The 23,634-nt window shown below is 65.2% G+C and carries 23 protein-coding genes and 1 pseudogene; 18 read left to right on the top strand and 6 right to left on the bottom strand.

The genetic code is table 11. The features are described 5' to 3' along the window. Positions 1 to 93: 93 nt before the first annotated feature. Both BX591_RS01065 and BX591_RS01060 read right to left on the bottom strand, forming a co-directional pair. On the bottom strand, positions 94 to 831 hold the full coding sequence (locus BX591_RS01065; protein WP_111928906.1) for a glutathione S-transferase: 738 nt from the start codon (positions 829 to 831) through the stop codon (positions 94 to 96). Between the two features lie 171 nt (positions 832 to 1,002). Then, positions 1,003 to 2,085 carry a YeiH family protein gene (locus BX591_RS01060; RefSeq protein ID WP_111928905.1) on the bottom strand — a complete coding sequence of 361 codons (1,083 nt, stop codon included), beginning with the start codon at positions 2,083 to 2,085 and terminating at the stop codon, positions 1,003 to 1,005. A 123-nt stretch (positions 2,086 to 2,208) separates the two neighbouring features. Here BX591_RS01060 and BX591_RS01055 point away from each other — a divergent pair, with 123 nt between their 5' ends. The 8 genes from BX591_RS01055 (at position 2,209) to BX591_RS01015 (ending at position 10,265) form a co-directional block, all read left to right on the top strand. Further along, on the top strand, positions 2,209 to 3,120 hold the full coding sequence (locus BX591_RS01055; protein WP_111928904.1) for a LysR family transcriptional regulator: 912 nt from the start codon (positions 2,209 to 2,211) through the stop codon (positions 3,118 to 3,120). A gap of 200 nt (positions 3,121 to 3,320) precedes the next feature. Continuing rightward, positions 3,321 to 4,094, top strand: coding sequence for a sugar phosphate isomerase/epimerase family protein (locus BX591_RS01050; protein ID WP_111929337.1), 774 nt, complete (start codon positions 3,321 to 3,323; stop codon positions 4,092 to 4,094). Between the two features lie 235 nt (positions 4,095 to 4,329). Next, on the top strand, positions 4,330 to 5,313 hold the full coding sequence (locus tag BX591_RS01040; RefSeq protein ID WP_111928903.1) for a sugar kinase: 984 nt from the start codon (positions 4,330 to 4,332) through the stop codon (positions 5,311 to 5,313). Between the two features lie 135 nt (positions 5,314 to 5,448). Continuing rightward, the gene (locus tag BX591_RS01035) at positions 5,449 to 6,744 is read left to right on the top strand and encodes an MFS transporter (RefSeq protein ID WP_111928902.1); all 1,296 of its coding nucleotides are present in this window, start codon (positions 5,449 to 5,451) and stop codon (positions 6,742 to 6,744) included. 4 nt (positions 6,745 to 6,748) lie between these two features. After that, the gene (locus BX591_RS01030) at positions 6,749 to 7,714 is read left to right on the top strand and encodes a 2-hydroxyacid dehydrogenase (protein ID WP_111928901.1); all 966 of its coding nucleotides are present in this window, start codon (positions 6,749 to 6,751) and stop codon (positions 7,712 to 7,714) included. A 31-nt stretch (positions 7,715 to 7,745) separates the two neighbouring features. Continuing rightward, the gene (locus tag BX591_RS01025) at positions 7,746 to 8,918 is read left to right on the top strand and encodes a LacI family DNA-binding transcriptional regulator (protein WP_111928900.1); all 1,173 of its coding nucleotides are present in this window, start codon (positions 7,746 to 7,748) and stop codon (positions 8,916 to 8,918) included. 60 nt (positions 8,919 to 8,978) lie between these two features. After that, positions 8,979 to 9,824 (top strand): YhfC family intramembrane metalloprotease, encoded by an 846-nt coding sequence (locus BX591_RS01020; protein ID WP_111928899.1) that lies wholly within the window; start codon positions 8,979 to 8,981, stop codon positions 9,822 to 9,824. A 75-nt stretch (positions 9,825 to 9,899) separates the two neighbouring features. Then, a complete protein-coding gene (locus tag BX591_RS01015; protein WP_111928898.1) occupies positions 9,900 to 10,265 on the top strand; it encodes a DUF3022 domain-containing protein in 366 nt (121 codons plus the stop codon). A 216-nt stretch (positions 10,266 to 10,481) separates the two neighbouring features. Here the strand turns inward: BX591_RS01015 and BX591_RS01010 are convergent, their stop codons facing one another. Together BX591_RS01010 and BX591_RS01005 are read right to left on the bottom strand one after the other, a co-directional pair. Beyond that, a complete protein-coding gene (locus BX591_RS01010) occupies positions 10,482 to 10,919 on the bottom strand; it encodes a PGDYG domain-containing protein (protein WP_111928897.1) in 438 nt (145 codons plus the stop codon). A 366-nt stretch (positions 10,920 to 11,285) separates the two neighbouring features. After that, positions 11,286 to 11,798 carry a Spy/CpxP family protein refolding chaperone gene (locus tag BX591_RS01005; RefSeq protein WP_111928896.1) on the bottom strand — a complete coding sequence of 171 codons (513 nt, stop codon included), beginning with the start codon at positions 11,796 to 11,798 and terminating at the stop codon, positions 11,286 to 11,288. A 209-nt stretch (positions 11,799 to 12,007) separates the two neighbouring features. Here BX591_RS01005 and BX591_RS01000 point away from each other — a divergent pair, with 209 nt between their 5' ends. From BX591_RS01000 to BX591_RS00990, 3 genes are all read left to right on the top strand, one after another. Beyond that, positions 12,008 to 12,892, top strand: coding sequence for a LysR family transcriptional regulator (locus BX591_RS01000; protein WP_111928895.1), 885 nt, complete (start codon positions 12,008 to 12,010; stop codon positions 12,890 to 12,892). A 79-nt stretch (positions 12,893 to 12,971) separates the two neighbouring features. Next, positions 12,972 to 13,430 carry an Lrp/AsnC family transcriptional regulator gene (locus BX591_RS00995; protein WP_111928894.1) on the top strand — a complete coding sequence of 153 codons (459 nt, stop codon included), beginning with the start codon at positions 12,972 to 12,974 and terminating at the stop codon, positions 13,428 to 13,430. Positions 13,431 to 13,683: 253 nt separating this feature from the next. Continuing rightward, positions 13,684 to 14,781 carry a saccharopine dehydrogenase family protein gene (locus BX591_RS00990; RefSeq protein WP_111928893.1) on the top strand — a complete coding sequence of 366 codons (1,098 nt, stop codon included), beginning with the start codon at positions 13,684 to 13,686 and terminating at the stop codon, positions 14,779 to 14,781. Between the two features lie 55 nt (positions 14,782 to 14,836). Here BX591_RS00990 and BX591_RS00985 read toward each other — a convergent pair. Next, positions 14,837 to 15,457, bottom strand: a pseudogene (locus BX591_RS00985) (P-loop nucleotide/nucleoside kinase family protein). Next, entirely contained in the window at positions 15,454 to 15,600 is a 147-nt protein-coding gene (gene cydX / locus BX591_RS00980; protein ID WP_111928892.1) for a cytochrome bd-I oxidase subunit CydX, read from the bottom strand. The pseudogene BX591_RS00985 and the gene cydX overlap by 4 nt, the downstream one beginning before the upstream one ends. 287 nt (positions 15,601 to 15,887) lie before the next feature. Between cydX and BX591_RS00975 the strand changes: the two genes are divergently transcribed. The 7 genes from BX591_RS00975 (at position 15,888) to BX591_RS00945 (ending at position 23,439) form a co-directional block, all read left to right on the top strand. Then, on the top strand, positions 15,888 to 16,124 hold the full coding sequence (locus BX591_RS00975) for a FitA-like ribbon-helix-helix domain-containing protein (RefSeq protein ID WP_111928891.1): 237 nt from the start codon (positions 15,888 to 15,890) through the stop codon (positions 16,122 to 16,124). 42 nt (positions 16,125 to 16,166) lie between these two features. Next, the gene (locus BX591_RS00970) at positions 16,167 to 16,652 is read left to right on the top strand and encodes a hypothetical protein (protein WP_111928890.1); all 486 of its coding nucleotides are present in this window, start codon (positions 16,167 to 16,169) and stop codon (positions 16,650 to 16,652) included. Positions 16,653 to 16,901: 249 nt separating this feature from the next. Further along, positions 16,902 to 17,879 carry a magnesium/cobalt transporter CorA gene (corA, locus tag BX591_RS00965; RefSeq protein ID WP_111928889.1) on the top strand — a complete coding sequence of 326 codons (978 nt, stop codon included), beginning with the start codon at positions 16,902 to 16,904 and terminating at the stop codon, positions 17,877 to 17,879. Positions 17,880 to 18,214: 335 nt separating this feature from the next. Then, the gene (locus BX591_RS00960; RefSeq protein WP_111928888.1) at positions 18,215 to 19,177 is read left to right on the top strand and encodes a sugar ABC transporter substrate-binding protein; all 963 of its coding nucleotides are present in this window, start codon (positions 18,215 to 18,217) and stop codon (positions 19,175 to 19,177) included. A gap of 386 nt (positions 19,178 to 19,563) precedes the next feature. Further along, the gene (locus BX591_RS00955; RefSeq protein WP_111928887.1) at positions 19,564 to 21,159 is read left to right on the top strand and encodes a sugar ABC transporter ATP-binding protein; all 1,596 of its coding nucleotides are present in this window, start codon (positions 19,564 to 19,566) and stop codon (positions 21,157 to 21,159) included. Continuing rightward, positions 21,156 to 22,223 carry an ABC transporter permease gene (locus BX591_RS00950; RefSeq protein WP_111928886.1) on the top strand — a complete coding sequence of 356 codons (1,068 nt, stop codon included), beginning with the start codon at positions 21,156 to 21,158 and terminating at the stop codon, positions 22,221 to 22,223. The genes BX591_RS00955 and BX591_RS00950 overlap by 4 nt, the downstream gene beginning before the upstream one ends. Positions 22,224 to 22,398: 175 nt before the next feature. Continuing rightward, the gene (locus tag BX591_RS00945; RefSeq protein ID WP_111928885.1) at positions 22,399 to 23,439 is read left to right on the top strand and encodes a LacI family DNA-binding transcriptional regulator; all 1,041 of its coding nucleotides are present in this window, start codon (positions 22,399 to 22,401) and stop codon (positions 23,437 to 23,439) included. Positions 23,440 to 23,634 lie beyond the last annotated feature (195 nt).

The raw sequence follows: 23,634 nt of genomic DNA, 5'->3' as shown, positions 1-23,634 counted from the left end.
GTGAGAAGTTGAACGGCAGGCCCGGCAACGGCAACGCGCCCGCCGTGGACGGCAGGCGCGTTGCGGCGGCTGGGCGATGAAGGGCGGCGCGCGTCAAGCCGCCGCCTTGTCGAGTTCGGGATAGTGCCGGAAGATGCACGCCTCGTTATGCTCGATGCGGCGCTCCGACTGCAGATACGCGGCGATGTTCGGCCGCTCGATCACCGCGTCGTGCAACGCGGCGAGCCGCGGATAGTGTTCGCCGAAGCGCTTGAGCGCGCGCGGAAACGCGTACAGCAGGCCGTCGATCAACTGGAACATGGATAGATCGACGTAGCTGAGCGCATCGCCGACCATCCACGTGCCGCCGGCCGGATTCTGTTTCAGCACGCGCTCGAAGTACGTCATGAACTTCGGAATGCGGTTGTCGATGAAGTCGTGCGCGCGCACCCTGGCGGCATCTTTCTGGTCTTCGTAATACAACGCGCTGGCGAGCGGATGGTGCGTGTCGTGCGCTTCGGTGACCATGTCGGCGATAGTCAGTTGCAGGCCGTTGGCGACGTAGCGCAGGCTCTCCACCTGCGGCGCGAGATTCAGTCGCGGGCCGAGGTAGAACAGAATGTTGGCGGTCTGCGCGATCACCAGATCGCCGTCTTTCAGAAACGGCGGCGCGTATGGCGGGTAGGGCTCGTCGCGGCTTTTCATGATGGCCATCATCGCGTGGGTGCCGAGGCCGTCCGACGGTTCGCCGCGCGCCACTTCCACGTAGTCGGCGCCGGCTTCTTCCAGCGCGAGCCGCACGAATTCGCCGCGGCCTTGCAGTCCGTCCCAATAGTAAAGTTCCAGGCTCATCGATCGATCCTCATTCCGGTTGCCCATGCGTTGCTTGAACGGGCAGGTTGCACGACGGATTGCGTGAACTGGCGACGTCAGCAACCAGTATGCCGTGCGCCCGGACCGGATGGGGCGCCTGAATGCGCAAAACCCCGCACGCGGCGGGGTGGGTTCGAAGGCGGGAGCCGCTTAGCCGAACAGGTGCTGGACGGCCCATGTGATCCCGAGTCCACCGGCAATCAGCCAGACGTACAGAATGAAGCCGGTGGTCAGTGCGCGGGGCCCGGCCTGGCGAATCTGCGAAATCCGCGTTTCGATGCCGAGTGCCGTCATGGCCATGGTCAGCGCAAAGGTGTCGAGCATGTTCAGCGTGCTGGTCGCGGTTTCCGGCAGCACATGCAGCGAGTTGATCACGACGAACGCCAGGAAGCCGAGCGCGAACCAGGGAATCGCCAGCTTGCGCGGGGCATGCGAGACGGCGCCTTCATGCGACGCAGCTGGGCGGGCCGAACGGTTCACCCATACGCCCACCACCAGCAGCACTGGCACCAGCATCATCACGCGGGTCATCTTGACGATGGTGGCGATATGCTCGGCTTCCGGGCTCACGTTGCTGGCCGCGCCGACCACCTGCGCCACTTCGTGAATCGTGCCGCCGAAGAAGAGGCCCGCGCCCACCGTATCCAGATGCAGCCAGCCTGCCTTGAACAGCACCGGGTAGAGGAACATGGAGAGCGTGCCGAACAGCACCACGCTGCCCACGGCCATTGCGCTCTTGTGCGGCCTGGATTGCAGCGTCGATTCGAAGGCCAGCACGGCGGCCGCGCCGCAGATCGCGCTGCCGGCTGCCGTCAGCAGTGCGGTGTCGCGGTCGAGCTTCATGATCTTCATGCCGGCCCACGTGCCGATCACGAGCGTGCTGACGACGATCAGCACCGATTCCGCGAGGCCCGGCAAACCGACCTGGGCGATTTCCTGCAGGCTCACGCGCAGTCCGAAGAAGGCGACCGCGATGCGCAGCAGTTTGCGCGCCGAGAAGTTGACGCCGGCCGACCAGCTGGCGGGCATACCGTCGCGCAGGCCGTTGCCGTACAGCGCGCCGGCCACGATGCCGACGATCAGCGGGCTCAGGCCGAGACCGGCAATCGCCGGAATCGCGGCGATCCGCGTGACGGCGGCGGCGAACAGCGCGACGAACAGAATGCCGTTGAGTTGGCCGCGAGTGGATGACTCGGCGGCGGGATTGGAAGCGGTAAGGTGCGCGGTTGACATGGTTTGCAGCCCTTTTCTATGACTGACTGAGATTCGATAGGGCTTATCCTAAATTAGATATATCGATATGAAAAATCGTGATTTAGGATGTAAAGTATAGGTTGTGCCGATACTTTGGTTGCCATGACCCCCGATCAACTTATAACGTTCGCCGCCGTCGCCGAGCATCGCAACATCAGCCGGGCGGCGGTCGCGCTGCATTTGTCGCAGCCGGCCGTGTCCGGGCAGTTGCGGCAATTGCAGGACGAGTTCGGCGAGCCGCTGTACCAACGCGACGGCCGCGGCGTGCGCCTGACGCCGGCCGGCGAGCAGTTGGCGAGCTACGCGGCGCGGCTGCGCGACACTTGGCGGCAGGCGCATGCGTACCGTGACGCGTTGCGCGGGTTGGAGCAGGGCACCTTGCGGATCGGCGCGAGCACCACGCCGGCGAGCTATCTGCTGCCGTATCTGATCGCCGAGTTTCATCGGCGCTTTCCTGAAGTGACGCTGCATGCCGCGGACGGCAACACCACGGAGATCGTCGGCGCGCTCGGGTCGGTCGACATCGCGATGATCGAAGGACCGGTCGGCGCGGATTTGCCGCCGGATACCGCGGTGCATGCGTGGCGCGAGGACGAGATCGTCGCGATCATGCCGGGCTCGCATCCGTTGACGCTGTCGAGCGCAGCAGGTGGTGACGTTGGCGGGGACGGTCGCGTCGAACTGGCGGCGTTCGGCGACTATCCGCTGGTGTTGCGCGAGACCGGCTCCGGCGTGCGGCAGATCGTCGAGCGGGCGTTCGCCCGGGCGGGCGTGCCGATGCGCGTGGCGCTGGAGATTGCCGGTGTGGAAGGCGTGAAGGAGGCGGTGCGGGCCGGCATGGGCATCGGGTTCGTGTCGGCCATGTCGATGCGGCATGAAAACGGCGCGCTGCGCCTGTTCTCGCTGAGCCCGGAACCGCTCACGCGGCGCTTGTCGATCCTCGTGCCGCACGCGAGTGCGCCGTCGCGGGTGGTGGAGCAGTTTCTTGCGTTGTGTCTGGCGGAAGGGACTTGAGCGGGCAACGCGGAGGTATGCCGTGCTGATAAGGCGCACGAGTCGACACGCCAGCTCGCCCCTGGGGATTTCCACTATGGTGCATGACGCCGACTCCGGCGCACTATTTGGGCATCGCAAGCGCCTCGGCGCTTTTTTTCGAAACGCATTTGGAACCGGTTCCAAATGCCGATTGGCAGATGGATTTGAGTAATTTCGACATGACTGATCGAGTTGACGTAGTGATCGTCGCCAGCGCGTTCGGGATGGATGCAGTCCGTGCGCACGGTCATCTGAAGTGGGCGGGAGCGAGCCGGCAAGCCGGCGCGGCGGGTTTCGAAGTGCGTCGCGAGTTGTTCGCCGACGAAACCGACGCGGCCCTGCCCACGCTGCGCGAGCTCGGCGAGCGGATCGCGGCGCTGGGTTTGTGGTGCGTGTATTCGACGCCGGCCTCGCTGTACGCGCCAGACGGCACGCTCGACGCCGCCGCGCTGCGCCTGTCGATCGAGGAAGCGTTGGCGCTCGGCGCGCGCTTCGTGAAGCTGCAGCTGGGCGGTTTCGCTCGTGAGGCCAACGCGGCCGTGATCGCCGATCACCTGCGCTGCGCGGATCTGCGACTGGTCGTCGAAAACGGTCAACTGGCCGAGGGCGGATCGCTCGACCAGTTCGTCGGGCTATTCGACGCGCTGGCGCGCGAGGGCCACGCGGGCTTGCTCGGCATGACCTTCGACATCGGCAACTGGGCCTGGCGCGACGTCGCGCCGCTCGATGCGGCCGGCGCGCTGGCGGCGCACGTGGACTATATCCATTGCAAGACGACGGCAGGCGAGGGCGCGCGACGTTTTCCGGCTGCGCCGGCCGCCGACGACGCGCAGTTTGCCGCGGTGCTCGATTCGCTGCCGCGGAATGTGCCGCGCGGGATCGAGTTTCCGTTCGAGAAGAATCGTATCGATGCGGATGCGGCGCGCTACGTCGCCTGGTTGGCGGCGGCGTGAGCAGTGCGTGGAACCTGAGAGAGAACGATAGAGAAAACGGCACGCGGCAAAGAAGCACGCGGCAGGCAGCACACGAAGCACGCAGCACGCAACGCGAAGCACGAAGCGCGCGGCACGTAGCACGCAGCACGCAGCAAGGGAAACACGCAGCACCCAACACGCAACCAGAACCACCCGGCGCTCGTCGCGCCCCACGCCGACGACGCCGCGAAAAAGCACCACGCAGGAGCGAAGCATGAGCACCCCCCACGCAGCACTCGACGTCATCACCTACGGCGAAGCCATGACCATGTTCGTAGCCGCCGAAACCGGCGCGCTCGCGGCGGTCGGGCAGTTCACCAAACGCGTCGCGGGCGCCGATCTGAACGTGGCGATCGGCCTGTCGCGGCTCGGCTTCAAGGTGGGCTGGATGAGCCGCGTCGGCCGCGATTCGTTCGGTCAGTTCGTGCGCGACACGTTGACCAAAGAGGGCATCGACCAGCGCTGCGTGAGGACCGACGAACACTATCCGACCGGCTTCCAGTTGAAGTCGAAAAACGACGACGGCAGCGACCCGGCGATCGAGTACTTCCGCAAAGGCTCGGCGGCGAGTCATCTGTCGTTGGCGGACTATGCGGCGGATTACGTGCTGCCCGCGCGTCATCTGCACCTGACCGGCGTGGCCCCGGCGATCTCGGCGAGTTCGCGTGAACTCGCGTTTCATCTCGCGCGCGAAATGCGTGCCGCCGGCAAGACGATTTCGTTCGATCCGAATCTGCGGCCGACCTTGTGGCCGTCACGCGCCGCAATGGTCGACGGTTTGAATGCGTTGGCCGCGCTGGCCGACTGGGTGCTGCCCGGCATCGGCGAGGGCGAGATTCTGACCGGCTACACCAAGCCCGACGACATCGCGAAGTTTTACCTCGACCAGGGCGCGCGCGGCGTGATCATCAAGCTCGGCGCGCAAGGCGCGTATTTCCGCACCGCCGACGATGCCGCCATGATTCCCGGTCGGCCGGTCGCGCAGGTGGTGGATACGGTCGGCGCGGGCGATGGCTTCGCGGTCGGCGTGGTCAGCGCGCTGCTCGAAGGCCGCACGTTGCCGCAAGCCGTGGCGCGCGGCAACCGCATCGGCGCCCTGGCGATCCAGGTAATCGGCGATTCGGAAGGTTTGCCGACCCGCGCCGAACTGGATGCGCTCGAACTGGCCGACGTGCCGCCGGTCGCGACCGCGTTGTGAACGGGGGGCGGTAGCCTCGGGCACCACCGCCAGCACGAACACCAGCACGAACACCAGTACCCACACCAAGAGCGCGCCGAACCGCGCCCCATGACCGTTCATCATTGTTTCGGGAAGCCGTCAAAGGAGACACCCATGACTTCATCGCTCGCGATTCGCCGCTGGTGGACGATCATGCCGATCGTATTCATCACCTACAGCCTCGCTTATCTGGATCGCGCGAACTTCGGCTTCGCGTCGGCGGCCGGCATCAATCAGGATCTCGGCATCAGCAAGGGCTTGTCGTCGCTGATCGGCGCGCTGTTCTTTCTCGGCTATTTCTTCTTCCAGATTCCCGGCGCGATCTATGCCGAACGGCGCAGCGTCAAGAAGCTCGTGTTCTGGAGTCTCGTGCTGTGGGGCGGCTGCGCGGCGCTGACCGGCATGGTCAGCAATATTCCGTCGCTGATGGTGATCCGCTTCGTGCTCGGCGTGGTCGAAGCCGCCGTGATGCCGGCCATGCTGATCTTCATCAGCAACTGGTTCACCAAGGGCGAACGCTCGCGCGCCAACACCTTCCTGATTCTCGGCAATCCGGTCACCGTGCTGTGGATGTCGGTCGTGTCCGGCTATCTGGTGCACTCGTTCGGCTGGCGTCACATGTTCATCGCCGAGGGCGCGCCCGCGATCATCTGGGCGGTGTGCTGGTGGTTCATCGTGCAGGACAAGCCGCAGCAGGTGGCGTGGCTGACCCAGCAGCAAAAGGACGATCTCGCGCAAACGCTGCGCGCCGAGCAGGCCGCGATCAAGCCGGTGCGCAATTACAGCGAGGCGTTCCGCACGCCCGCGGTGATCAAGCTGTGCGCGCAATATTTCTGCTGGAGCATCGGCGTGTATGGCTTCGTGCTGTGGCTGCCGTCGATCCTGAAGAACGGCTCGACGCTCGGCATGGTCGAAGCCGGCTGGCTGTCGGCGTTGCCGTATCTGGCCGCGACCATCGCGATGCTTGCAGCTTCGTGGGCATCGGATAAACTCAACCGCCGCAAAGTGTTCGTGTGGCCGTTCCTGCTGGTCGGTGCGGTGGCGTTCGCGGCGTCGTACGCGCTCGGCTCCACGCACTTCTGGCTCTCGTATGCGCTGCTGGTGATTGCCGGCGGCGCGATGTACGCGCCGTACGGGCCGTTCTTCGCGATCGTGCCGGAGCTGCTGCCGAAGAACGTCGCGGGCGGCGCCATGGCGCTGATCAACAGCATGGGCGCGCTCGGTTCGTTCGTCGGCTCGTATGTGGTCGGCTACCTGAACGGCGCCACCGGTTCGCCCTCGGCGTCGTATGCATTCATGAGCGTGGCGCTGGTCGCCGCCGTGATCCTGACGCTGATCGTCAAGCCGCAGCCGCAGGATCAGACGCCGAACAGCGCGGCCCCGCTCGCTACCCCGTTGCAAGGAAAATAAGCTGATGAAGAAGATCGTCGCCTGGAAGCCGTTGCCCGAAGATGTGCTCGCGTATCTGCAGCAGCATGTCGAGGTCGTGCAGGTCGATCCGGCCCGGCACGACACGTTCGTCGCCGCGCTGCACGACGCGGATGGCGGCATCGGTTCGAGCGTGAAGATCACGCCGGCCATGCTCGAAGGCGCGACGCGCCTCAAGGCGCTGTCGACCATCTCGGTGGGCTTCGACCAGTTCGACGTCGCCGATCTGACGCGGCGTGGCATCGTCCTCGCGCATACGCCGGACGTGCTGACCGAATCCACCGCGGATACAGTGTTTTCGCTGATTCTCGCCTCGGCCCGCCGGGTGGTCGAACTCGCCGACTGGGTGAAAGCGGGCGAGTGGCGGCAGAGCATCGGGCCGGCTCAGTTCGGTGTGGACGTGCAGGGCAAGACGCTCGGCATCGTCGGCCTGGGGCGGATCGGCGGCGCGGTCGCGCGGCGCGCGGCGCTGGGCTTCAACATGAAGGTGCTGTACACCAACCGCAGCGCGAATCCGCAGGCCGAACAGGCTTACGGCGCGCGCCGCGTCGAATTGGCGGAGCTGCTGGCCACGGCCGATTTCGTCTGCCTGCAAGTGCCGCTCACGGCCGCGACCAAGCATCTGATCGGCGCGGCCGAACTCAAGGCGATGAAGCCGGGCGCGATCCTGATCAACGCCTCGCGCGGCGCGACCGTCGACGAAACGGCGCTGATCGAAGCGCTGCAAAACGGCACGATTCGCGGCGCGGGGCTCGACGTGTTCGAGACCGAGCCGCTTCCCGCCGATTCGCCGCTGCTGAAGCTCGCGAACGTGGTCGCGCTGCCGCATATCGGCTCGGCGACTCATGAGACGCGTCATGCGATGGCGCGCAACGCGGCGGAAAATCTCGTCGCCGCGTTGCAGGGGACGCTCGCGAACAACATCGTCAATCGCGAGGTTCTGGGCCAGTGAGTCAACGCCTGAACGGCCTGGCGAGGCGCCGATGAGCACGACCCCGCAAACCGCGCCGCGCCGCGCGACGATCACCGACGTCGCGCGTGAAGCCGGCACCGGCAAGACCAGCATTTCGCGCTATCTGAACGGCGAGATGAGCGTGTTGTCGCCGGAGTTGCGCGCCCGGATCGAGGCCGCGATCGCGCGGCTCGACTATCAGCCGAACCAGATGGCGCGCGGCCTCAAGCGCGGCCGCAACCGCTTGATCGGCATGCTGCTCGCCGACCTGACCAATCCCTACACGGTCGAAGTGCTGCAAGGCGTGGAAGCGGCCTGTCATGCACTCGGGTTGATGCCGCTGATCTGCCATGCCGCCAACGAAGTCGAAATGGAGCGGCGCTATCTGCAACTGCTGACCACGTATCGGGTGGAAGGCGTGATCGTCAACGCGCTCGGGGTGCGGGACGAGACGTTGCGGCCGGTGGTCGGCAGCGGCATTCCGGCGGTGCTGGTGGATCGTCTGGTGGATGGCCTCGTCGCCGATATGGTGGGGCTGGACAATCGCGCGGCGGCCGAGCTGGGTACGCGGCATCTGCTCGAACGTGGCTTCGACGAAATCTGGTTTGCCGTTCAACCGTTCGAGCAGGTCAGTTCGCGGCAATTGCGCGAGGCGGCGTTTCGTGAGGCGATGCGCGCGCACGGTGAGCAAGCGGGGCAAGCGGGGCAAGTTGCTCGAGGCGAGCAGGGCGATAACAACGATAAGCGCCGCGCGCGTGGCCATACGCTGGTGCTGAATCTCGCGGATACGGCCGAGGTCGAACGCAGCCTCGCCGAACTGGACCGCGCGATCGACGCCGCCACGAACGCGGGCCAGTCAGGCCGCGCCGGCAAGCGGGCCGACCCGGGCGGCGCAGCCACCGCTGCGGGCCAATTCCCGCGCCGCATCGCGCTATTCGCCGCCAACGCCCCGGTGGCGTTATGTCTCGCGCTGCACCTGAAAGCCCGCTACGGCGCCGACTGGCAAGGCCGCGTCGCGCTGCTCTCCATCGACGACCCCGACTGGGCCGAATTGACCGGTGTGACGACGATCCGTCAGCCGACCTACGAGATCGGCTATCGCGCGGTCGAGTTCCTGCACGAGCGCATCGAAGGCGTTCAGACCGCCGCGCGCGACTGTCTGCTGCCCGGAGAATTGATCGTCCGCGCGTCAACTTCGCGCTGATCTGCGATCATTCGGGCTGCGGCGCGCAGCGGGTGCGCGCCGGTCATTGCAAGGACACTCATGGTTGTAGCACCGCTTACCCTCTCCAGTCTCGCCGTCGCGACGCTGCTGGTCGCCGCCTTACCCTTCCTGATCTACCGTCGTCTGCGCCGGCCGCTCGCGCTGAAACCGCGCGATGCGATCACCGGTATCGCGTTGTTCGCGTTGTTCGCGATGGTGATCGAGCGCGCCTTGAACGACTACGTGCTGCACCGGAACGAGGCGAGCGCAACCTTCCTGGCCAACCCGCTGGCCTTCGTGGTGTACGGCGCGCTGGCCGCGGGCATCTGCGAGGAAGTGGGGCGTTTCATCGGTATGCGGCTGCTGCTCAAGCGCGCTGCGGCCAAAGCAGCTTCGACTACGTCAACCACGGCAACCACGTCGGACAGCGCGGCCGCGCGCGGTGACGACGGCACCGCGCTGACCTACGGCTTGGGCCACGGCGGCGCGGAAGCGTGGCTGGTCGGTGTGCTAGTGCAGATTCAATGGATTCTGTTCGCGGTGTTCGAAAACCGTGGCGAACTGGACGGCTACCTGAGCAACCTGCCGACCGATTCGGTGATGCGCATCCACCTGATTCTCGCCAGCCTGACGCCGCAGACGGCCGGGATTTTCGCGCTCGAACGCGTGGCCGCGCTGATTTTTCAGATTGGTTTGTCGGTGTTGATGTGGCGCGGTCTGCGCGCCGGCTGGCGAGGCATCCTGCCGCTCGCGATCGTGCTGCACGCGCTGGTGGACGTACCCGCCGCGCTGTTCCAGGCGCAACTGGTGCCGCTCGCCGCCGTGGATGGCGTGTATGCGCTGGGTGCGTTGATCGTCGCCGGGCTGTTGTTCAGAACGTACCGGCGGCCCGCGGTCGCGGCATAATCCGGCCGCGATGTTCTCCCGTCGGCGGCTCCGTGTGAGCGGCCGACCCTTCAGCATGACCTCTGGACCCTTCCCATGGAAGCTTACCAATACGACTGCGCGAATCCCGAGTTCGAGGAATTGGCGCGCGTCATCAGCGATCTGTTTCCCGAGCAGACGCAGTTCATCCAGCGCGCGGCGGAAGGCGGCACGCCGACGCTGGCGATTCACTGGGTGGCGATGCGTTTCGGCGCGGCGGCACGCCGCATCGTGATGACGGTGGCGATCACGCCGGCCGCGCTGGCGCGTTATCGCGCGTTGCCGGCGCGGTTGCGCGGCCGCAGCTTTGCCGTGCTGCGCGCGTATGTCGAGGCGAGCATCGGCTCGCTCGAAGAACAGTATGCGAACGGTGAGGCGGTGCCGCGTGACGTTACGGTGGATCTCGGTGACGAGTTTGCTTGAGGTTTGGGATTGCGGTTGATGGCTTCGGATTGAGGCTTGAGGCCTGAACCTCGGGACAGAGCTTCGAGAACCGAGCTTCGGTTCAAACTTCAAGTCCGAACTACGAGCCCGAACTACAGGCCCGAACTACAGGCCCGAACTACAGGCCCGAACTACAGGCCCGAACTACAGGCCCGAACTTCAAGTGCGAGCTTCAGGCCCGCCGTCCGCGCCCCCTCAATCGGCGAGCCGATAAACCTTCGCGAAGCGCGCGGCCTGGACCACGCCGTAATCGCCGGGCGCATATTGCATGATCCAGTCGCCGGCGACACCGCGCAGCACGTCGCCGCCGGCGGCGGAACGCGCGAGCGAGAAGGCTTCGGTCATCTGCCTGGCGAGTACGACGGCCGGGCGGTTGCGGTAGGCGCCCGCTTCGCCGTGCGCGTGCGCGGCGTTGGCGGGGACATACTTGGCGTCGAAGCGTTCGCGCGAGACGACCCAGCGGTCGCCGGTCGAACCGGTGATCAGCGCGTCGCCCGGGACATAACGGTTCGGGCCTTCGAGGCTCATCAGTTCGCCTTCGACGGCGGCGAATTCGACGCTCACGGTTTCGTCTTTAACGACGCGACGGGCGTGCGGATCTTGACTCAGATCGAGATTTTTCAGTTCGTTCATGAAGCGGGCAGAGATAGAGATGTCGATGGCGGCGTGCGGGCGGGGAATCGCGACGAGGTGTCGCTGACCCCGTTGCCGGAAGCTGCGAACTCGCATCATGCCAGATGGATTCAGCGATCGGTTTGTTTTGGGTTGGGCGGCGCGCCAGGCGCGCAAGGACCGCGTGATGACGCGCGCGGCATCGCGGCCGGGCGAGGAAGCATGGCGTCGCTGCAAATGCCGCACAAGCTGCAATCGACGCGAGAGGAAGCTCGACGAAGAACTCGCGCCGGTCCTCAGAAAAGAACAGGGCGAGCGGCACGAATTCTCGCGCCGTTCGCCCCTGCCTGCTGAACTACCGGATTACCCCGGCACCGCTGCGCGCGCTTACTGCGCCGCGTCGCTCGCCGGCGCCGGCGCAGCCTTGCCAGCCTTGCCCTTGCCGTGATGACGCGGACCGCCGTTCGGACCGCCCGGCTGATGGAACGTCACATCGGCCAGCTTCTTCTGCTCGGGCGAGAAGCTGCTATACAGCGGGTCGAACGCGTCGACCAGTTTCTTCATGCCATCCGCATGCGCTTGCGCGATCGAAGCGTATTGCTTCATATCGTCGATCGCGGACAGGTTGCCCGCGGCCTTGCGTTGCTGGAACAACTGGCCCATCGTCTCGCCGTTGCTGCGCATGACGTCGGCGAAAGCGTTCCACTGCGATTCCTGCGCCGAGGTGATCTTCAGTTGCGAGTGCAGATAGGCGATCCGGTCTTCGACATTGCGCTCGTGGCCGGCTTTACCGGCGGGGGCCGCCATGGCGCCGGCCGGTGCCGATGCCGGCGCGGGGGTTTGTGCGAACGCGCCGCTCATGGCGACTGCGGTGGCCAGCATTACCAGTGCTTTTTTCATCGAAACTCCTGATGTCTATTCGAATTGGGACAAGGCGCGTGTGGCGAGCGGCCCGCCTCGCGTCGATGCGGCTGACTCACGAAGCGTGATTCATAACGCGTGGCGGCCGGCTGCCCATTTTGCCGTCGCCGCTATTAGTATCACGATATCCCTGCAATGCGCCGCTTATGCGACAAACGCTTACAACCGAAACCAACAGGAAATAGCGGGTGGATAAATTCGTCAGCATGGAAATCTTCGTGGCGGTGGTCGAGGCGGGCAGCCTGACGGCGGCGGCCGAGCGGTTCGACATTTCGTCGGCCATGGTCGGCAAGCATATCCGTGCGCTCGAAACCCGGCTGGCCACGCGGCTGCTGACACGCACCACGCGCCGGCAGAGTCTGACGGAAATCGGCCGGCAGTATTACGAGCAATGCAAACGCATTCTGAGCGACGTGAAGAACGCCGAGTCGCTTGCCGAGGCAATGGCGGCCGCGCCGCGCGGCGTGCTCAAGGTGACCGTGCCGCTGACCTACGGCGTCGAAGTCTTCGCGCCGGCCATGACCGACTACCTCACCGCATGGCCGGACGTGATCCTCGAACTCGATCTGTCGAACCGGGTGATCGATCTGGTGGAAGAGGGTTTCGACGCGTCCGTGCGGATCGGTCATCTGGCCGATTCGAGTTTCGTCGCGCGGCCGCTCAAGCCTTACCGGATGCGCGCGTGCGCGTCGCCGGCGTATCTGGCACGGGTCGGCACACCGCGCACGCCGGCCGATCTGGTGGACCACGAGTGTCTGGGTTTTCTGCATTGGGGCCGCGAAGGATTGTGGCGGCTGGACGGTGAGACGCTCGCGGAAAACCAGTTGCGCGCGGGACGCTTCCGCGCGAATAACGGCCAGGCGCTGAAGGTCGCCGCGTTGCGCGGTTTCGGTCTGGTGTTGCAGCCGGAGGCGCTGCTCGCGCGCGAAATTGCCAGCGGTGAGCTGGTTTCCGTGCTGGAGGATTATCTGCCGGACGGCGCACCGGTTCATCTGGTCTATCCGCGCGACCGGCGCGCCACGCCGAAGCTCACCAGTTTTATCGACTTCGTGATCGAACGGTTTGGCGCGTGATCCGTAGCACGACTTCGCCGCCCGCGGCCCAAGACGCGCGATAATCCGCTCCACCGTTGACTCCCTTCCTTCGCCCTCGATGAGACCTCCGCGCCTCGACCAACTCGACGACCTCGACCGTAACCTCGTGGCGCTGCTGCAAGCCAACGCCCGCGAGAGCGTCGCCAATCTCGCGCGCCAGCTCGACGTGGCGCGTACCACCGTGATCGCCCGCATCGCGCGGCTCGAACGCAGCAATGTGATCGCCGGCTATAGCGTGCGGCTCGGGCAGGACGTGCTCGATTCGAGCATCGTCGCCTATGTCGGCATCATCCTCGCGCCCAAGCATGGGCCGGCCGTGCAGAAGCGGCTCGGCAAGATGCCGGAGGTGCAATTGCTGTGCGCGGTGAGCGGCGAGTTCGACTATGTGGCGTGGCTGCGCGCCGATTCGCCCGACCGGCTGAACGATCTGCTCGATCAGATCGGTGGGTTGGAGGGCGTGGAGCGCACCACGACCTCGATCATTCTGGCGCGCAAGATCGATCGCGGTACGGTGTGAGCGGCCGCGGCGTCGCCTTCTGGCGCTTCGTGCGACCCCTCCCGTTTACGCCGTTTTAACAACTTTTCGACATTTCGACTGATGAGTTCGTCATAACGTCGAATTTGATGGTCATATCGCAGCATTTTGCGCGTATGAACTGTTTTTGCTTCTCCCTAAACTGTTGCTCAAGGGTTCAGCCCGCCGGGCGCCGCGCCATAGCGCAGCGCACTTCCCAAGCTGGAGACAGCAGTTAGAGAATCAGGAGAAGCGCATGAAAGTAGCCATCGTTGGCGCAGGTTTGATCGGTCACACCATCGCCCACATGTTGCGCGAAACCGGCGACTACGAAGTCGTCGCGTTCGACCGCGATCAGCACGCGCTCGACAAGCTCGCCGCCCAGGGGATTCCGACGCAGCGCGTCGATTCCGCCGATGCCGCCGCGCTGCGCGCCGCCGTGCAGGGCTTCGACGCGCTCGTCAACGCGCTGCCGTATTACCTGGCGGTGAACGTGGCGTCGGCCGCCAAGGGCGCGGGCGTGCATTATTTCGACCTGACCGAAGACGTGCGCGCTACCTCGGCGATCCGCGAAATCGCGGAATCCGCCGATCACGCCTTCATGCCGCAGTGCGGTCTCGCGCCAGGCTTCATCGGCATTGCCGCGCACGAACTGGCGAACCGCTTCACCGAGATTCGCGACGTCAAGATGCGGGTCGGCGCGCTGCCGGAATTCCCGACCAATGCGCTGAAGTACAACCTGACGTGGAGCGTCGACGGTCTGATCAACGAGTACTGCCAGCCGTGCGAAGCGATTCGCGACAGCCGCACGCAGTGGGTGCAGCCGCTCGAAGGCCTCGAACATTTTTCGCTCGACGGCACCGAATACGAAGCCTTCAATACGTCCGGCGGCCTGGGCACGCTGTGCGAAACGCTGGCGGGCCGCGTCGAATCGCTCGACTACAAGTCGGTGCGCTATCCGGGTCACCGTAATCTGATGCAGTTCCTGCTGGAAGACCTGCGTCTGGCCACCGACCGCGACACGCTGAAGAACATCATGCGCCGTTCGGTGCCGTCGACCGCGCAAGACGTGGTGCTGGTGTTTATTACCGTGAGCGGGATGCGCGACGGTCAACTGGTGCAGGAAGTCTTCACCCGCAAGATCTTCGCCAGGACGGTGTGCAGCGTGCCGATGAGCGCGATCCAGATCACCACCGCCGGCGCAATGTGCGCGGTGCTCGACCTGTTCCGCGAAAAGAAGCTGCCGCAAAGCGGTTTCGTGCGCCAGGAGCAGGTGTCGCTGCGCGACTTCCTTGCGAACCGGTTTGGGCAGCTGTACGAAGGGCAGTCGCTGGATGCGGTGGCGACGGTTTAAGGTCGTGGTGCGTCGCACCGCGCTGCAGGCGGTCGCGGCGCTTTGAGAACGCCACCTACACCGGCAACGGCGGCTGCATCGTAGCCGCCGGATAGGCCTCGCCGACGATGCGCGCGATCAAGGCCTCGTCATCCGCCAAAGTTGGCGCGGTATTGTCGAACATCAACAGATCATTGCAAAGCTCGCCGTCCGGCACGAAGCGGCGCTGCCGGTATGTGTCCTAATGCGCGAGCTTGTACGCGTCGTTCAGATTGCCGCGCTCGACGATGCGCCGATGCGCGGTTTCTTCTTCCGTATAAACCCACACAACCCTCAGCGCGACCTTCTCGCCGACCCCCAGCCAGGCCCGATCGAACAGGCGCCGCTCACGCACTTCGCGCGACAGCGGGGCGACCACCAGCGCGCTTACGCCGAGCTCGAGATTGTCGCGGGCGGTGTCGATCAGGCTGCGATATTCCGGGTCGCGCAGATGCTGCAGGAACAGCGGGCTGTCGCGGTCGTTCTGGTCGCCGGTCAGCATGGCCATCGCGGCCGCGCTGTAGCCGCCGTAGAGCGTGTCTTTGTCGAGCAGGCAGAAGGGTGTGCCGCTCGCCTGCATCAGCGGGCCGTGCAGCTTTTTCGCGAGCGTGGTCTTGCCCGTGCCCGCGTGACCGCAAACGAACACCAGGTAAGTCACGCAGACTTGTCCCCGGGCGTGGCCGACGCGCCGCCGGGCTGCGGGTCGCGCGCGAACTTGCCGCCGGCTTCCAGCCACATCACGTTGATGATGCCGAAGCCCAACGCCACGCCAATGCCGAGAATCCAGGTGAAGTACCACATTGCAATCTCCTTGATCGAATCTCCGCCGGCGCGGCGTGTGAAGCATTGCGCATACACGCGATGGCGAAGACCTTGCTGACGAGCGAGGTTGGCGCGCGTTGCAACCGAGGGTAAATCCGTAACGCGCCGGACCTGCGCAGGCGTCCGTTTGCAGCGATCATGAAGAAGAATGGGGCGTCATGCAAGAGGGGGCGCGCAGGCGGTCCGGAGGTGGCCATCCGGCCAGGGTGGCAGAACGGCCGCGGGTTGCTATCATGCCTGGCAATAGGTGAGCGGGAGCATTCAGGATGGCAAATTTATGGGTTCGTGGTATCGACGGAACGTTATTCGACACGCTGGTTCGGGAAGCCGAAGCAAATGGGCGCTCGGTGGAGGATGAGCATCGGCTGATTCTGGAGAAGGCCTTGCAGAAGGTGTACAACCGGCAATTCATCCGGGCATTGATGAGCATGCCAAACGTCGGCGAAGACTCGGACTTCGAGCGGGTCAATGACCGGCGTGAGGCACCTGTTGTATTTGATTGATACCAACGTCATTAGCGAAATCAGAAGGTCAGGGAGACCCCCATGCCTCAGCGCCTGCATTGCCAGCTCCGCGGCGCGTTGCACGCGCTTGCCGCGTCGACGGCGGCGTCCGCTGTTGCGGCTGCCGTCACGTTGAGCGTCGCGTTGCTGGCCGGTTGCGCCGCCGCGCCGGCCGAGCCGGTGCCGTTCAAGGCGGTGCCCGCCGCGCGCATCATCCAGCCCGGCTACACCGAACGGGGCGACGGACTCGTTGCGGTCGACGTGCGGCGCGAACGTTCGCGCGACGTGATCGTGCGCTTTCGCGACGCGCTGGTGTATATCGACGGCGAGCAGGTTACCGACCTGATGAACGGCGAGCACGTGGTCTTCTATCTCAGCCCGGGCGTGCATCGCATCGGCGTGTCCACGCAGTTCGATCCGGTCGTCGAAATGCGCTTCACGGTGACGGCGGACACGCGCTACACGAACCGCGCGTCGATCGTTTTCGGCGAAGATCATCGCATCGCGCTGCGGCGGGTTGCCCGATAGCGGCCGGCACCGGCAAAGGCCCCGCGGCGCCCACAGGCCAATGCACCTCAAGACAGCCGCGGTCCCCCTCGGGCGCGCCCGCGATCGCCACGCACGAGGCCCGATACGCCACGTTAACAATTGACTACAAGACGGTCACGTCAGGCCGCTAACATGGCGAATGCGTCGACTCAACCCCCACGAATTCCGACCCCAGGCACGCGCCCTGCGAACCCCGGCGGTCTGTTTCCGTTTTCAAGGTAAACCATCATGCTGATCAATTGCGCCGCCTATCAGGACGGCAGGAAGCTGGCCGATATCGACATCGATAGCATCAGCGACTACGTAGCGCGGCCCGAGTGCTTCGTCTGGGTTGCGCTGAAAGACCCGGAGCCGGACGAACTGGCCGTGATGAAGCACGAGTTCAACCTGCACGAGCTTGCCATCGAAGACGCGCAGTACGGTCACCAGAGCCCCAAGATCGAGGAATACGGCGAGTCGCTGTTCGCGGTCATGCACACCGTCGAAATGGACGAGGAGGGCGAACTGCTGATCGGCGAAGTCGACGTGTTCGTCGGCCAGAATTATGTGCTGTCCGTGCGCCGCGGCACGCGGGCCGGTTTTCAGAACGTGCGCGCCCGCTGCGAGCGCGAGCCGCAATTGCTCAAGGAAGGTTCCGCGTTCGTGCTGTACGCGCTCGCCGACGACATCGTCGACCGTTACTTCCCGATCATCGAGGCGATGAACAAGGAGATCGAAGCGCTCGAAGACCGCATTTTCGAGCGCAACAACTCGGCGGCGTCGCGCGAAATCATTGAGGAGCTGTATTCGCTCAAGCGCCGCCTCGTGATCCTGCAACACCATATCGCGCCGTTGCAGGAAGCGATCAGCAAGCTGACCGGCGGGCGCATTCCGAGCATCTGCGCCGGCATGCAGGCGTACTTTCGCGACGTCTACGATCACCTCGAACGGATCGTCAAGATTATCGACGGCCGGCGTGAGCTGGTGGTCACCGCCGTGCAGGTCAATCTCGGCATGATCTCGCTGGCCGAGAGCGAGGTGACCAAGCGGCTCGGCTCGTTCGCGGCGCTGTTCGCGGTGCCGACCATGATCGCCGGCATCTACGGGATGAATTTTCAGAGCATCCCCGAACTGCACTACAAGTACGGCTATCCGCTGTGTCTGGCCGTGATGTTCGCGGTCGACTGCGTGCTGTACTGGCGGTTTCGCAAGGCGGGCTGGCTGTAACGCGCGCCTCTCGTTGTCCCCGCTTGCACCCCACGAAATAAAAGTCCAGCATAAGCGACCCGCCGGCTGTCGATCTTGCAGCCGGCGGCAAAAACGACTACGCGCGGACCGAGCGAGGGACCCTTGCCACACTCAGCCTGCCGGTGCGCCGACCCGGCGCGCCGGGTCGATTCGCGGTGTTGCAACGCACCGCCGCGGATGCCGCATGGCGGTGCGTTGCAACACCGCGAATCGTTGACATTGCAGAAAGACTGCGCTGAGAATAGGCCTCGCAAACGTTTGCGCATTGCTAAAAATAGGGCTCCCGTTGGAGCCCGACAACCCTGGAGATGTGCATGACCCAACCCATTCGCCGCCGCCTGTTGACGGCCGCCGTCCTCGTCACTGCTACCGCGGGTCTGCCGCTGTCGTCGGCGTACGCGCAGAGCGCGCCCGCGCACAAGCCGAAGGTCGCGCTGGTGATGAAATCGCTCGCCAACGAGTTTTTCCTGACCATGGAAAACGGCGCGAAGGACTATCAGAAACACAATCCCTCCCAGTTCGACCTGATCACCAACGGCATCAAGGACGAGACCGATACCGCCAACCAGATCCGCATCGTCGAGCAGATGATCGTCTCGAAGGTCGACGCGATCGTGCTGGCGCCGGCCGATTCGAAAGCGCTGGTGCCGGTCGTCAAGAAGGCGGTGGACGCGGGCATCATCGTCGTGAATATCGACAACCGGCTCGACCCGGACGTGCTCAAGTCGAAGGACCTGAACGTGCCGTTCGTCGGCCCGGATAACCGCAAGGGCGCGCAGAAGGTCGGCGACTACCTGGCGAAGAAGCTGAAGGCCGGCGACGAGGTCGGCATTATCGAAGGCGTGTCGACCACCACCAACGCGCAACAGCGCACCGCGGGCTTCAAGGACGCGATGCAGACGGTCGGCGCGAAGGTCGTGTCGGTGCAATCGGGTGAGTGGGAAATCGACAAGGGCAACGCGGTCGCGTCGGCCATGCTCAACGAATATCCGAACCTGAAGGCACTGCTCGCGGGTAACGACAACATGGCGATCGGCGCGGTGTCGGCGGTGCGCGCGGCCGGCAAGCAGGGCAAGGTGCTGGTGGTCGGCTACGACAACATCGGCGCGATCAAGCCGATGCTGAAAGACGGCCGCGTACTGGCCACGGCGGATCAATACGCGGCCAAGCAGGCGGTGTTCGGCATCGATACCGCGCTGAAGGCGATCAGCGAGCACAAGAAGCAATCGCAGTTGTCCGGCGTGGTGGAAACGCCGTGCGATCTGGTGACGAAGTGAAGGTCACGGCATCAGGTAATCAGGCAGTCGCGTAGTCAGGTAGTCAGGTAGTCAGGTAGTCAGGTAGTCAGGTAGTCAACCTTCCGGGCGACATCGCCCGGAAGGCAGTCTCAGCCACGCGGAACCGCGCCGGCGCCGCTGCATGCAATCCGCATCGCAGCAACGCGTGAATTCGCGTCTATTCAATAAACGCTCAAGAAACCTGCCGGGCCGCCGTTAATTCCAGAGGTAAGCGTCATGACGGTGGCTGCGCGGCGGGAGGGAGCGCGGCCATTGGCGCCCGCGCATTTCGCGCATTGCGCCGGCATGACACGTGGCGGCCGGCGCCGGCTTCATGCGAGCGAAAACGCGTGAGGCTGGCCCGGCCGCCATGAACCAGGATTGCAATGGATTCAACCGACCACGACGCCTTGCCTGCCGTACTGTCCGTCAGCGGCATCGGCAAGACCTATGCCGAACCGGTGCTCGCCGATGTCTCGCTGTCGCTGCGCGCCGGCGAGGTATTGGCGCTGACCGGCGAGAACGGCGCGGGCAAGAGTACGCTGTCCAAAATTATCGGCGGCCTCGTGGACCCGAGCGCCGGCACGATGCGCCTCGCCGGCGAGCCTTACGCGCCGGCAAGCCGCACCGACGCCGAGCGGCTCGGCGTGCGCATGGTGATGCAGGAGTTGAATCTGCTGCCGACCTTGTCGGTGGCCGAAAACCTGTTCCTGAACCGCTTGCCGCGCGCGGGTGTGTTCAGCTTCGGCTGGATCGACCGCCGCAAGCTGCGCGACGACGCGCGCCTGGCAATGGCGCAGGTCGGGCTGGACGCGATCGACCCGGACACGCTGGTCGGCGAACTCGGTATCGGTCATCAGCAGATGGTGGAAATCGCGCGCAATCTGATCGACGACTGCCGCGTGCTGATCCTCGACGAACCGACCGCGATGCTGACCGCGCGCGAAGTCGATCTGCTGTTCGAGCAGATCGATCGTCTCAAGGCGCGCGGCGTGGCGCTGGTCTACATCTCGCACCGGCTCGAAGAGCTGGCGCGGGTCGCCGAACAGATCGCGGTATTGCGCGACGGCCGGCTGGTGCATGTCGACGCGATGGCCAACCTCACGAGCGACCAGATCGTCACGTGGATGGTCGGCCGTGAGCTCGGCGAACGGATCGATCTCGGCGTGCGCAACATCGGCGCGCCGCTGCTGAAAGTGGATCGGCTCGCACGCGGCAAGGTAGTGCGCGAGGTGTCGTTCGAGGTGCGCGCGGGCGAGATTTTCGGCGTCAGCGGTCTGATCGGCGCGGGGCGCACCGAGCTGATGCGGCTGATCTACGGCGCCGACCGGAAAGACAGCGGCAGCGTGGCGCTGGCGGCGACGCCGGGCGCCGTGCCCACGCCGGTGCGGATCGATTCGCCCACGGACGCGGTGCGCGCGGGGATCGCGCTGATCACCGAAGACCGCAAGGGCGAAGGCCTGCTGTTGCCGCAACCGATTGCCGCCAACGTGTCGCTCGGCAATATCGGCAGCGTGGCGCGGCATGGCGTGGTCGACGCGAAGCGCGAGAACGCGCTCGCGCAGAAGCAGATCGACGCGATGCGGATTCGCAGTTCGGGCCCGGCGCAGATTGTCGGCGAGCTGTCGGGCGGCAACCAGCAGAAGGTCGTGATCGGCCGCTGGCTGGCGCGCGATTGCCGCGTGCTGTTATTCGACGAACCCACGCGCGGCATCGACGTCGGCGCGAAGTTCGATATTTATGGCTTGATGGGTGCGCTGGCGCGGGAAGGGCGCGCGCTCGTCGTGGTGTCGAGCGACCTGCGCGAGCTGATGCTGATCTGCGACCGGATCGGCGTGATGTCCGCGGGCAGCATGACCGGGGTGTTCGAGCGCGATAGCTGGTCGCAGGACGCGCTGCTGGCCGCGGCATTTGCCGGCTACCGCAGTCGCGAAGCGTTGCTGCACGCCCCCGACACGAACCAGCCAGGGAGTGGCTCATGAACGATCAATCGTTGCCGGACAAGCCGGGCGGCGGCAAGGAAGATAAGCCGGCCGCCAAGCCAGACGCGGCGAACGTAACGCCGCCGGCCGATCCGTCGGCGCCGCTCGCGAGCGGCAAACCGGCCGGCACGCGGCTGGGCCTGTCGAACTACCTGGGGCTGGCCGGCGCGCTGCTGGCCATGATCGCGCTGTTTTCGGCGCTGAGTTCGCACTTTTTCACGTACGACACCTTCAGCACGATCGCCAACCAGATTCCGGATCTGGTGGTGATGTCGGTGGGCATGACCTTCGTGCTGATCATCGCCGGGATCGATCTGTCGGTCGGCTCGGTGCTGGCGCTGGGTGCGTCGGTGGTGAGCGTGGCGGCGTTGAAGTGGGGCTGGGGGCCGTTGCCGTCGGCCGTGCTCGGCATGGCCGCGGCCGCGCTGACCGGCACGATCACCGGCGCGGTGACGGTGGGCTGGCGGATTCCGTCGTTCATCGTGTCGCTCGGCGTGCTCGAAGCGGCGCGCGGCATGGCGTATCAGATGACGAACTCGCGCACCGCCTATATCGGCGACGCGTTCGATTTTCTGTCGAACCCGATCGCGCTCGGTATTTCGCCGGCGTTCCTGATCGCGGTGGCGGTGATGATCGTCGCGCAGCTGGTGCTCACGCGCACGGTGTTCGGCCGCTATCTGGTCGGCATCGGCACCAACGAGGAAGCGGTGCGGCTCGCGGGCGTCGATCCGCGGCCTTACAAGGTGATCGTGTTCGCGCTGATGGGGGCGCTCGCGGGGCTTGCCGCGCTGTTCCAGATTTCGCGTCTGGAAGCGGCCGACCCGAACGCGGGCGTCGGCGTGGAACTGCAGGTGATCGCGGCCGTGGTGATCGGCGGCACGAGTTTGATGGGCGGGCGCGGTTCGGTGATCAGCACCTTTTTCGGTGTGTTGATCATTTCGGTGCTGGCGGCGGGGCTTGCGCAGATCGGCGCGAACGAGCCGACCAAACGGATCATCACCGGCGCGGTGATCGTGGTGGCGGTGGTGCTGGATACGTACCGCAGCCGCCGCAAGCGGGCGTGAATACGGCGGGTGAACAGATCTGTCCCGGCGCGAGCCGGACAGTCGAGGTTTCATGAGCGGCAAGACAGCGGTTTTCATGGGGTGGGTCGGTCTTCGATGAAGACGTCCGGTGGGCCGCCAGGCGGCATGGACGGCGGGAACGACCGCGGGAACTACAGGCAGGAGAGCAACAGGTATGGCGACGATTAAGGATGTAGCGGCGGTGGCGGGCGTGTCGTTCACGACGGTTTCGCACGTGGTGAACAATTCGCGCCCGGTGTCGGCCGACGTGCGCGCGAAGGTCGAACACGCGATCCGTCAGCTTCACTATGTTCCGTCGGCTGTCGCCCGTTCGCTGAAGGCGCGCGCCACGGCAACGATCGGACTGGTGGTGCCGAACAGCACGAACCCGTATTTCGCGGAAATGGCCCGTGGTATCGAGGATGGTTGCTCGCGCAACGGCTACTGCCTGTTCTTCTGCAATTCCGACGACGATCCGGCCAAGCAGCGTAACTATCTGCGCGTGCTGCAGGAAAAGCGCATCGACGGGCTGATCGTCGCCTCGGCCGGCGACGACGCCGTGCTCGCGCAGACGCTCGCCGACTCGCGCGAGCCGCTGGTGATCGTCGACCGCAATATCGAAGGATTGAACGCCGATCTGGTGCAGATCGACCACGAGAAGGGCGGCTATCTGGCCACCCGGCATTTGCTGGAACTGGGGCACGTGCGGATCGGCTGCATCACCGGGCCGGTGCAGACCGCCGTCAGCGCGATGCGGGTGCACGGCTTTATCCGCGCGATGACCGAGCGGGGCATCGAGATTCCGCCCGATGCAATCGTCGAAAGCGACTTTTCGGGGACCGGCGGCCATCGTGCGGCCGGGCAACTGTTCGATACCATCCGGCCGACGGCAATTTTCGCCGGCAACGACATGATGGGCATCGGCGCGCTGCGCGCTGCGGCGGAACGCAATATCAGCGTGCCGCGCGATTGCTCGATCATCGGCTTCGACGATATCGAATTGGGACGTTTCACCTACCCGGCGCTGTCGACGGTCGGCCAGTCGGTGCGCGCGCTCGGCGATATGGCCGCGCAGACGCTGATCGAACGGATTGCCGGGACCTCGGCGGGCAATCCGCGCGCGCCGGGCCGCCGGCGCGTGGTGTCGCCACGGCTGATCGTGCGCGAATCGACCGCGACGTGGGCCGGTGCGGCGAGGCGTGATCTGGCGGCTTGAGCCTGAGCCGGCGTTAGCGCTAGCGAATAGCGCCCGCCACTTGTGGCAGCGGAGCGAGGGCGGCGTCTACCGCTCGACCTTCGGTGCTCGGGCCACACACTGAATCACCGGTCGCAGCCAATGCATGACTGTGATCCACGGCGATGCGTTTCGGGTAAAACACCGTCGTACGCTCAAAACCCGCCGTATTGCGCG

The sequence above is a fragment of the Paraburkholderia bryophila genome, assembly GCF_003269035.1.
GTDB lineage: Bacteria > Pseudomonadota > Gammaproteobacteria > Burkholderiales > Burkholderiaceae > Paraburkholderia > Paraburkholderia bryophila.
This window is presented reverse-complemented; position numbering and strand designations above follow the sequence as displayed.

Bases quoted from the DNA above. Each gene is read 5' to 3' on its own strand.
- BX591_RS01065 (WP_111928906.1), bottom strand. From the start codon at position 831: ATGAGCCTGGAACTTTACTATTGGGACGGACTGCAAGGCCGCGGCGAA.
- BX591_RS01060 (WP_111928905.1), bottom strand. From the start codon at position 2,085: ATGTCAACCGCGCACCTTACCGCTTCCAATCCCGCCGCCGAGTCATCC.
- BX591_RS01055 (WP_111928904.1), top strand. From the start codon at position 2,209: ATGACCCCCGATCAACTTATAACGTTCGCCGCCGTCGCCGAGCATCGC.
- BX591_RS01050 (WP_111929337.1), top strand. From the start codon at position 3,321: ATGACTGATCGAGTTGACGTAGTGATCGTCGCCAGCGCGTTCGGGATG.
- BX591_RS01040 (WP_111928903.1), top strand. From the start codon at position 4,330: ATGAGCACCCCCCACGCAGCACTCGACGTCATCACCTACGGCGAAGCC.
- BX591_RS01035 (WP_111928902.1), top strand. From the start codon at position 5,449: ATGACTTCATCGCTCGCGATTCGCCGCTGGTGGACGATCATGCCGATC.
- BX591_RS01030 (WP_111928901.1), top strand. From the start codon at position 6,749: ATGAAGAAGATCGTCGCCTGGAAGCCGTTGCCCGAAGATGTGCTCGCG.
- BX591_RS01025 (WP_111928900.1), top strand. From the start codon at position 7,746: ATGAGCACGACCCCGCAAACCGCGCCGCGCCGCGCGACGATCACCGAC.
- BX591_RS01020 (WP_111928899.1), top strand. From the start codon at position 8,979: ATGGTTGTAGCACCGCTTACCCTCTCCAGTCTCGCCGTCGCGACGCTG.
- BX591_RS01015 (WP_111928898.1), top strand. From the start codon at position 9,900: ATGGAAGCTTACCAATACGACTGCGCGAATCCCGAGTTCGAGGAATTG.
- BX591_RS01010 (WP_111928897.1), bottom strand. From the start codon at position 10,919: ATGAACGAACTGAAAAATCTCGATCTGAGTCAAGATCCGCACGCCCGT.
- BX591_RS01005 (WP_111928896.1), bottom strand. From the start codon at position 11,798: ATGAAAAAAGCACTGGTAATGCTGGCCACCGCAGTCGCCATGAGCGGC.
- BX591_RS00995 (WP_111928894.1), top strand. From the start codon at position 12,972: ATGAGACCTCCGCGCCTCGACCAACTCGACGACCTCGACCGTAACCTC.
- BX591_RS00990 (WP_111928893.1), top strand. From the start codon at position 13,684: ATGAAAGTAGCCATCGTTGGCGCAGGTTTGATCGGTCACACCATCGCC.
- cydX (WP_111928892.1), bottom strand. From the start codon at position 15,600: ATGTGGTACTTCACCTGGATTCTCGGCATTGGCGTGGCGTTGGGCTTC.
- BX591_RS00975 (WP_111928891.1), top strand. From the start codon at position 15,888: ATGGCAAATTTATGGGTTCGTGGTATCGACGGAACGTTATTCGACACG.
- BX591_RS00970 (WP_111928890.1), top strand. From the start codon at position 16,167: ATGCCTCAGCGCCTGCATTGCCAGCTCCGCGGCGCGTTGCACGCGCTT.
- corA (WP_111928889.1), top strand. From the start codon at position 16,902: ATGCTGATCAATTGCGCCGCCTATCAGGACGGCAGGAAGCTGGCCGAT.
- BX591_RS00960 (WP_111928888.1), top strand. From the start codon at position 18,215: ATGACCCAACCCATTCGCCGCCGCCTGTTGACGGCCGCCGTCCTCGTC.
- BX591_RS00955 (WP_111928887.1), top strand. From the start codon at position 19,564: ATGGATTCAACCGACCACGACGCCTTGCCTGCCGTACTGTCCGTCAGC.
- BX591_RS00950 (WP_111928886.1), top strand. From the start codon at position 21,156: ATGAACGATCAATCGTTGCCGGACAAGCCGGGCGGCGGCAAGGAAGAT.
- BX591_RS00945 (WP_111928885.1), top strand. From the start codon at position 22,399: ATGGCGACGATTAAGGATGTAGCGGCGGTGGCGGGCGTGTCGTTCACG.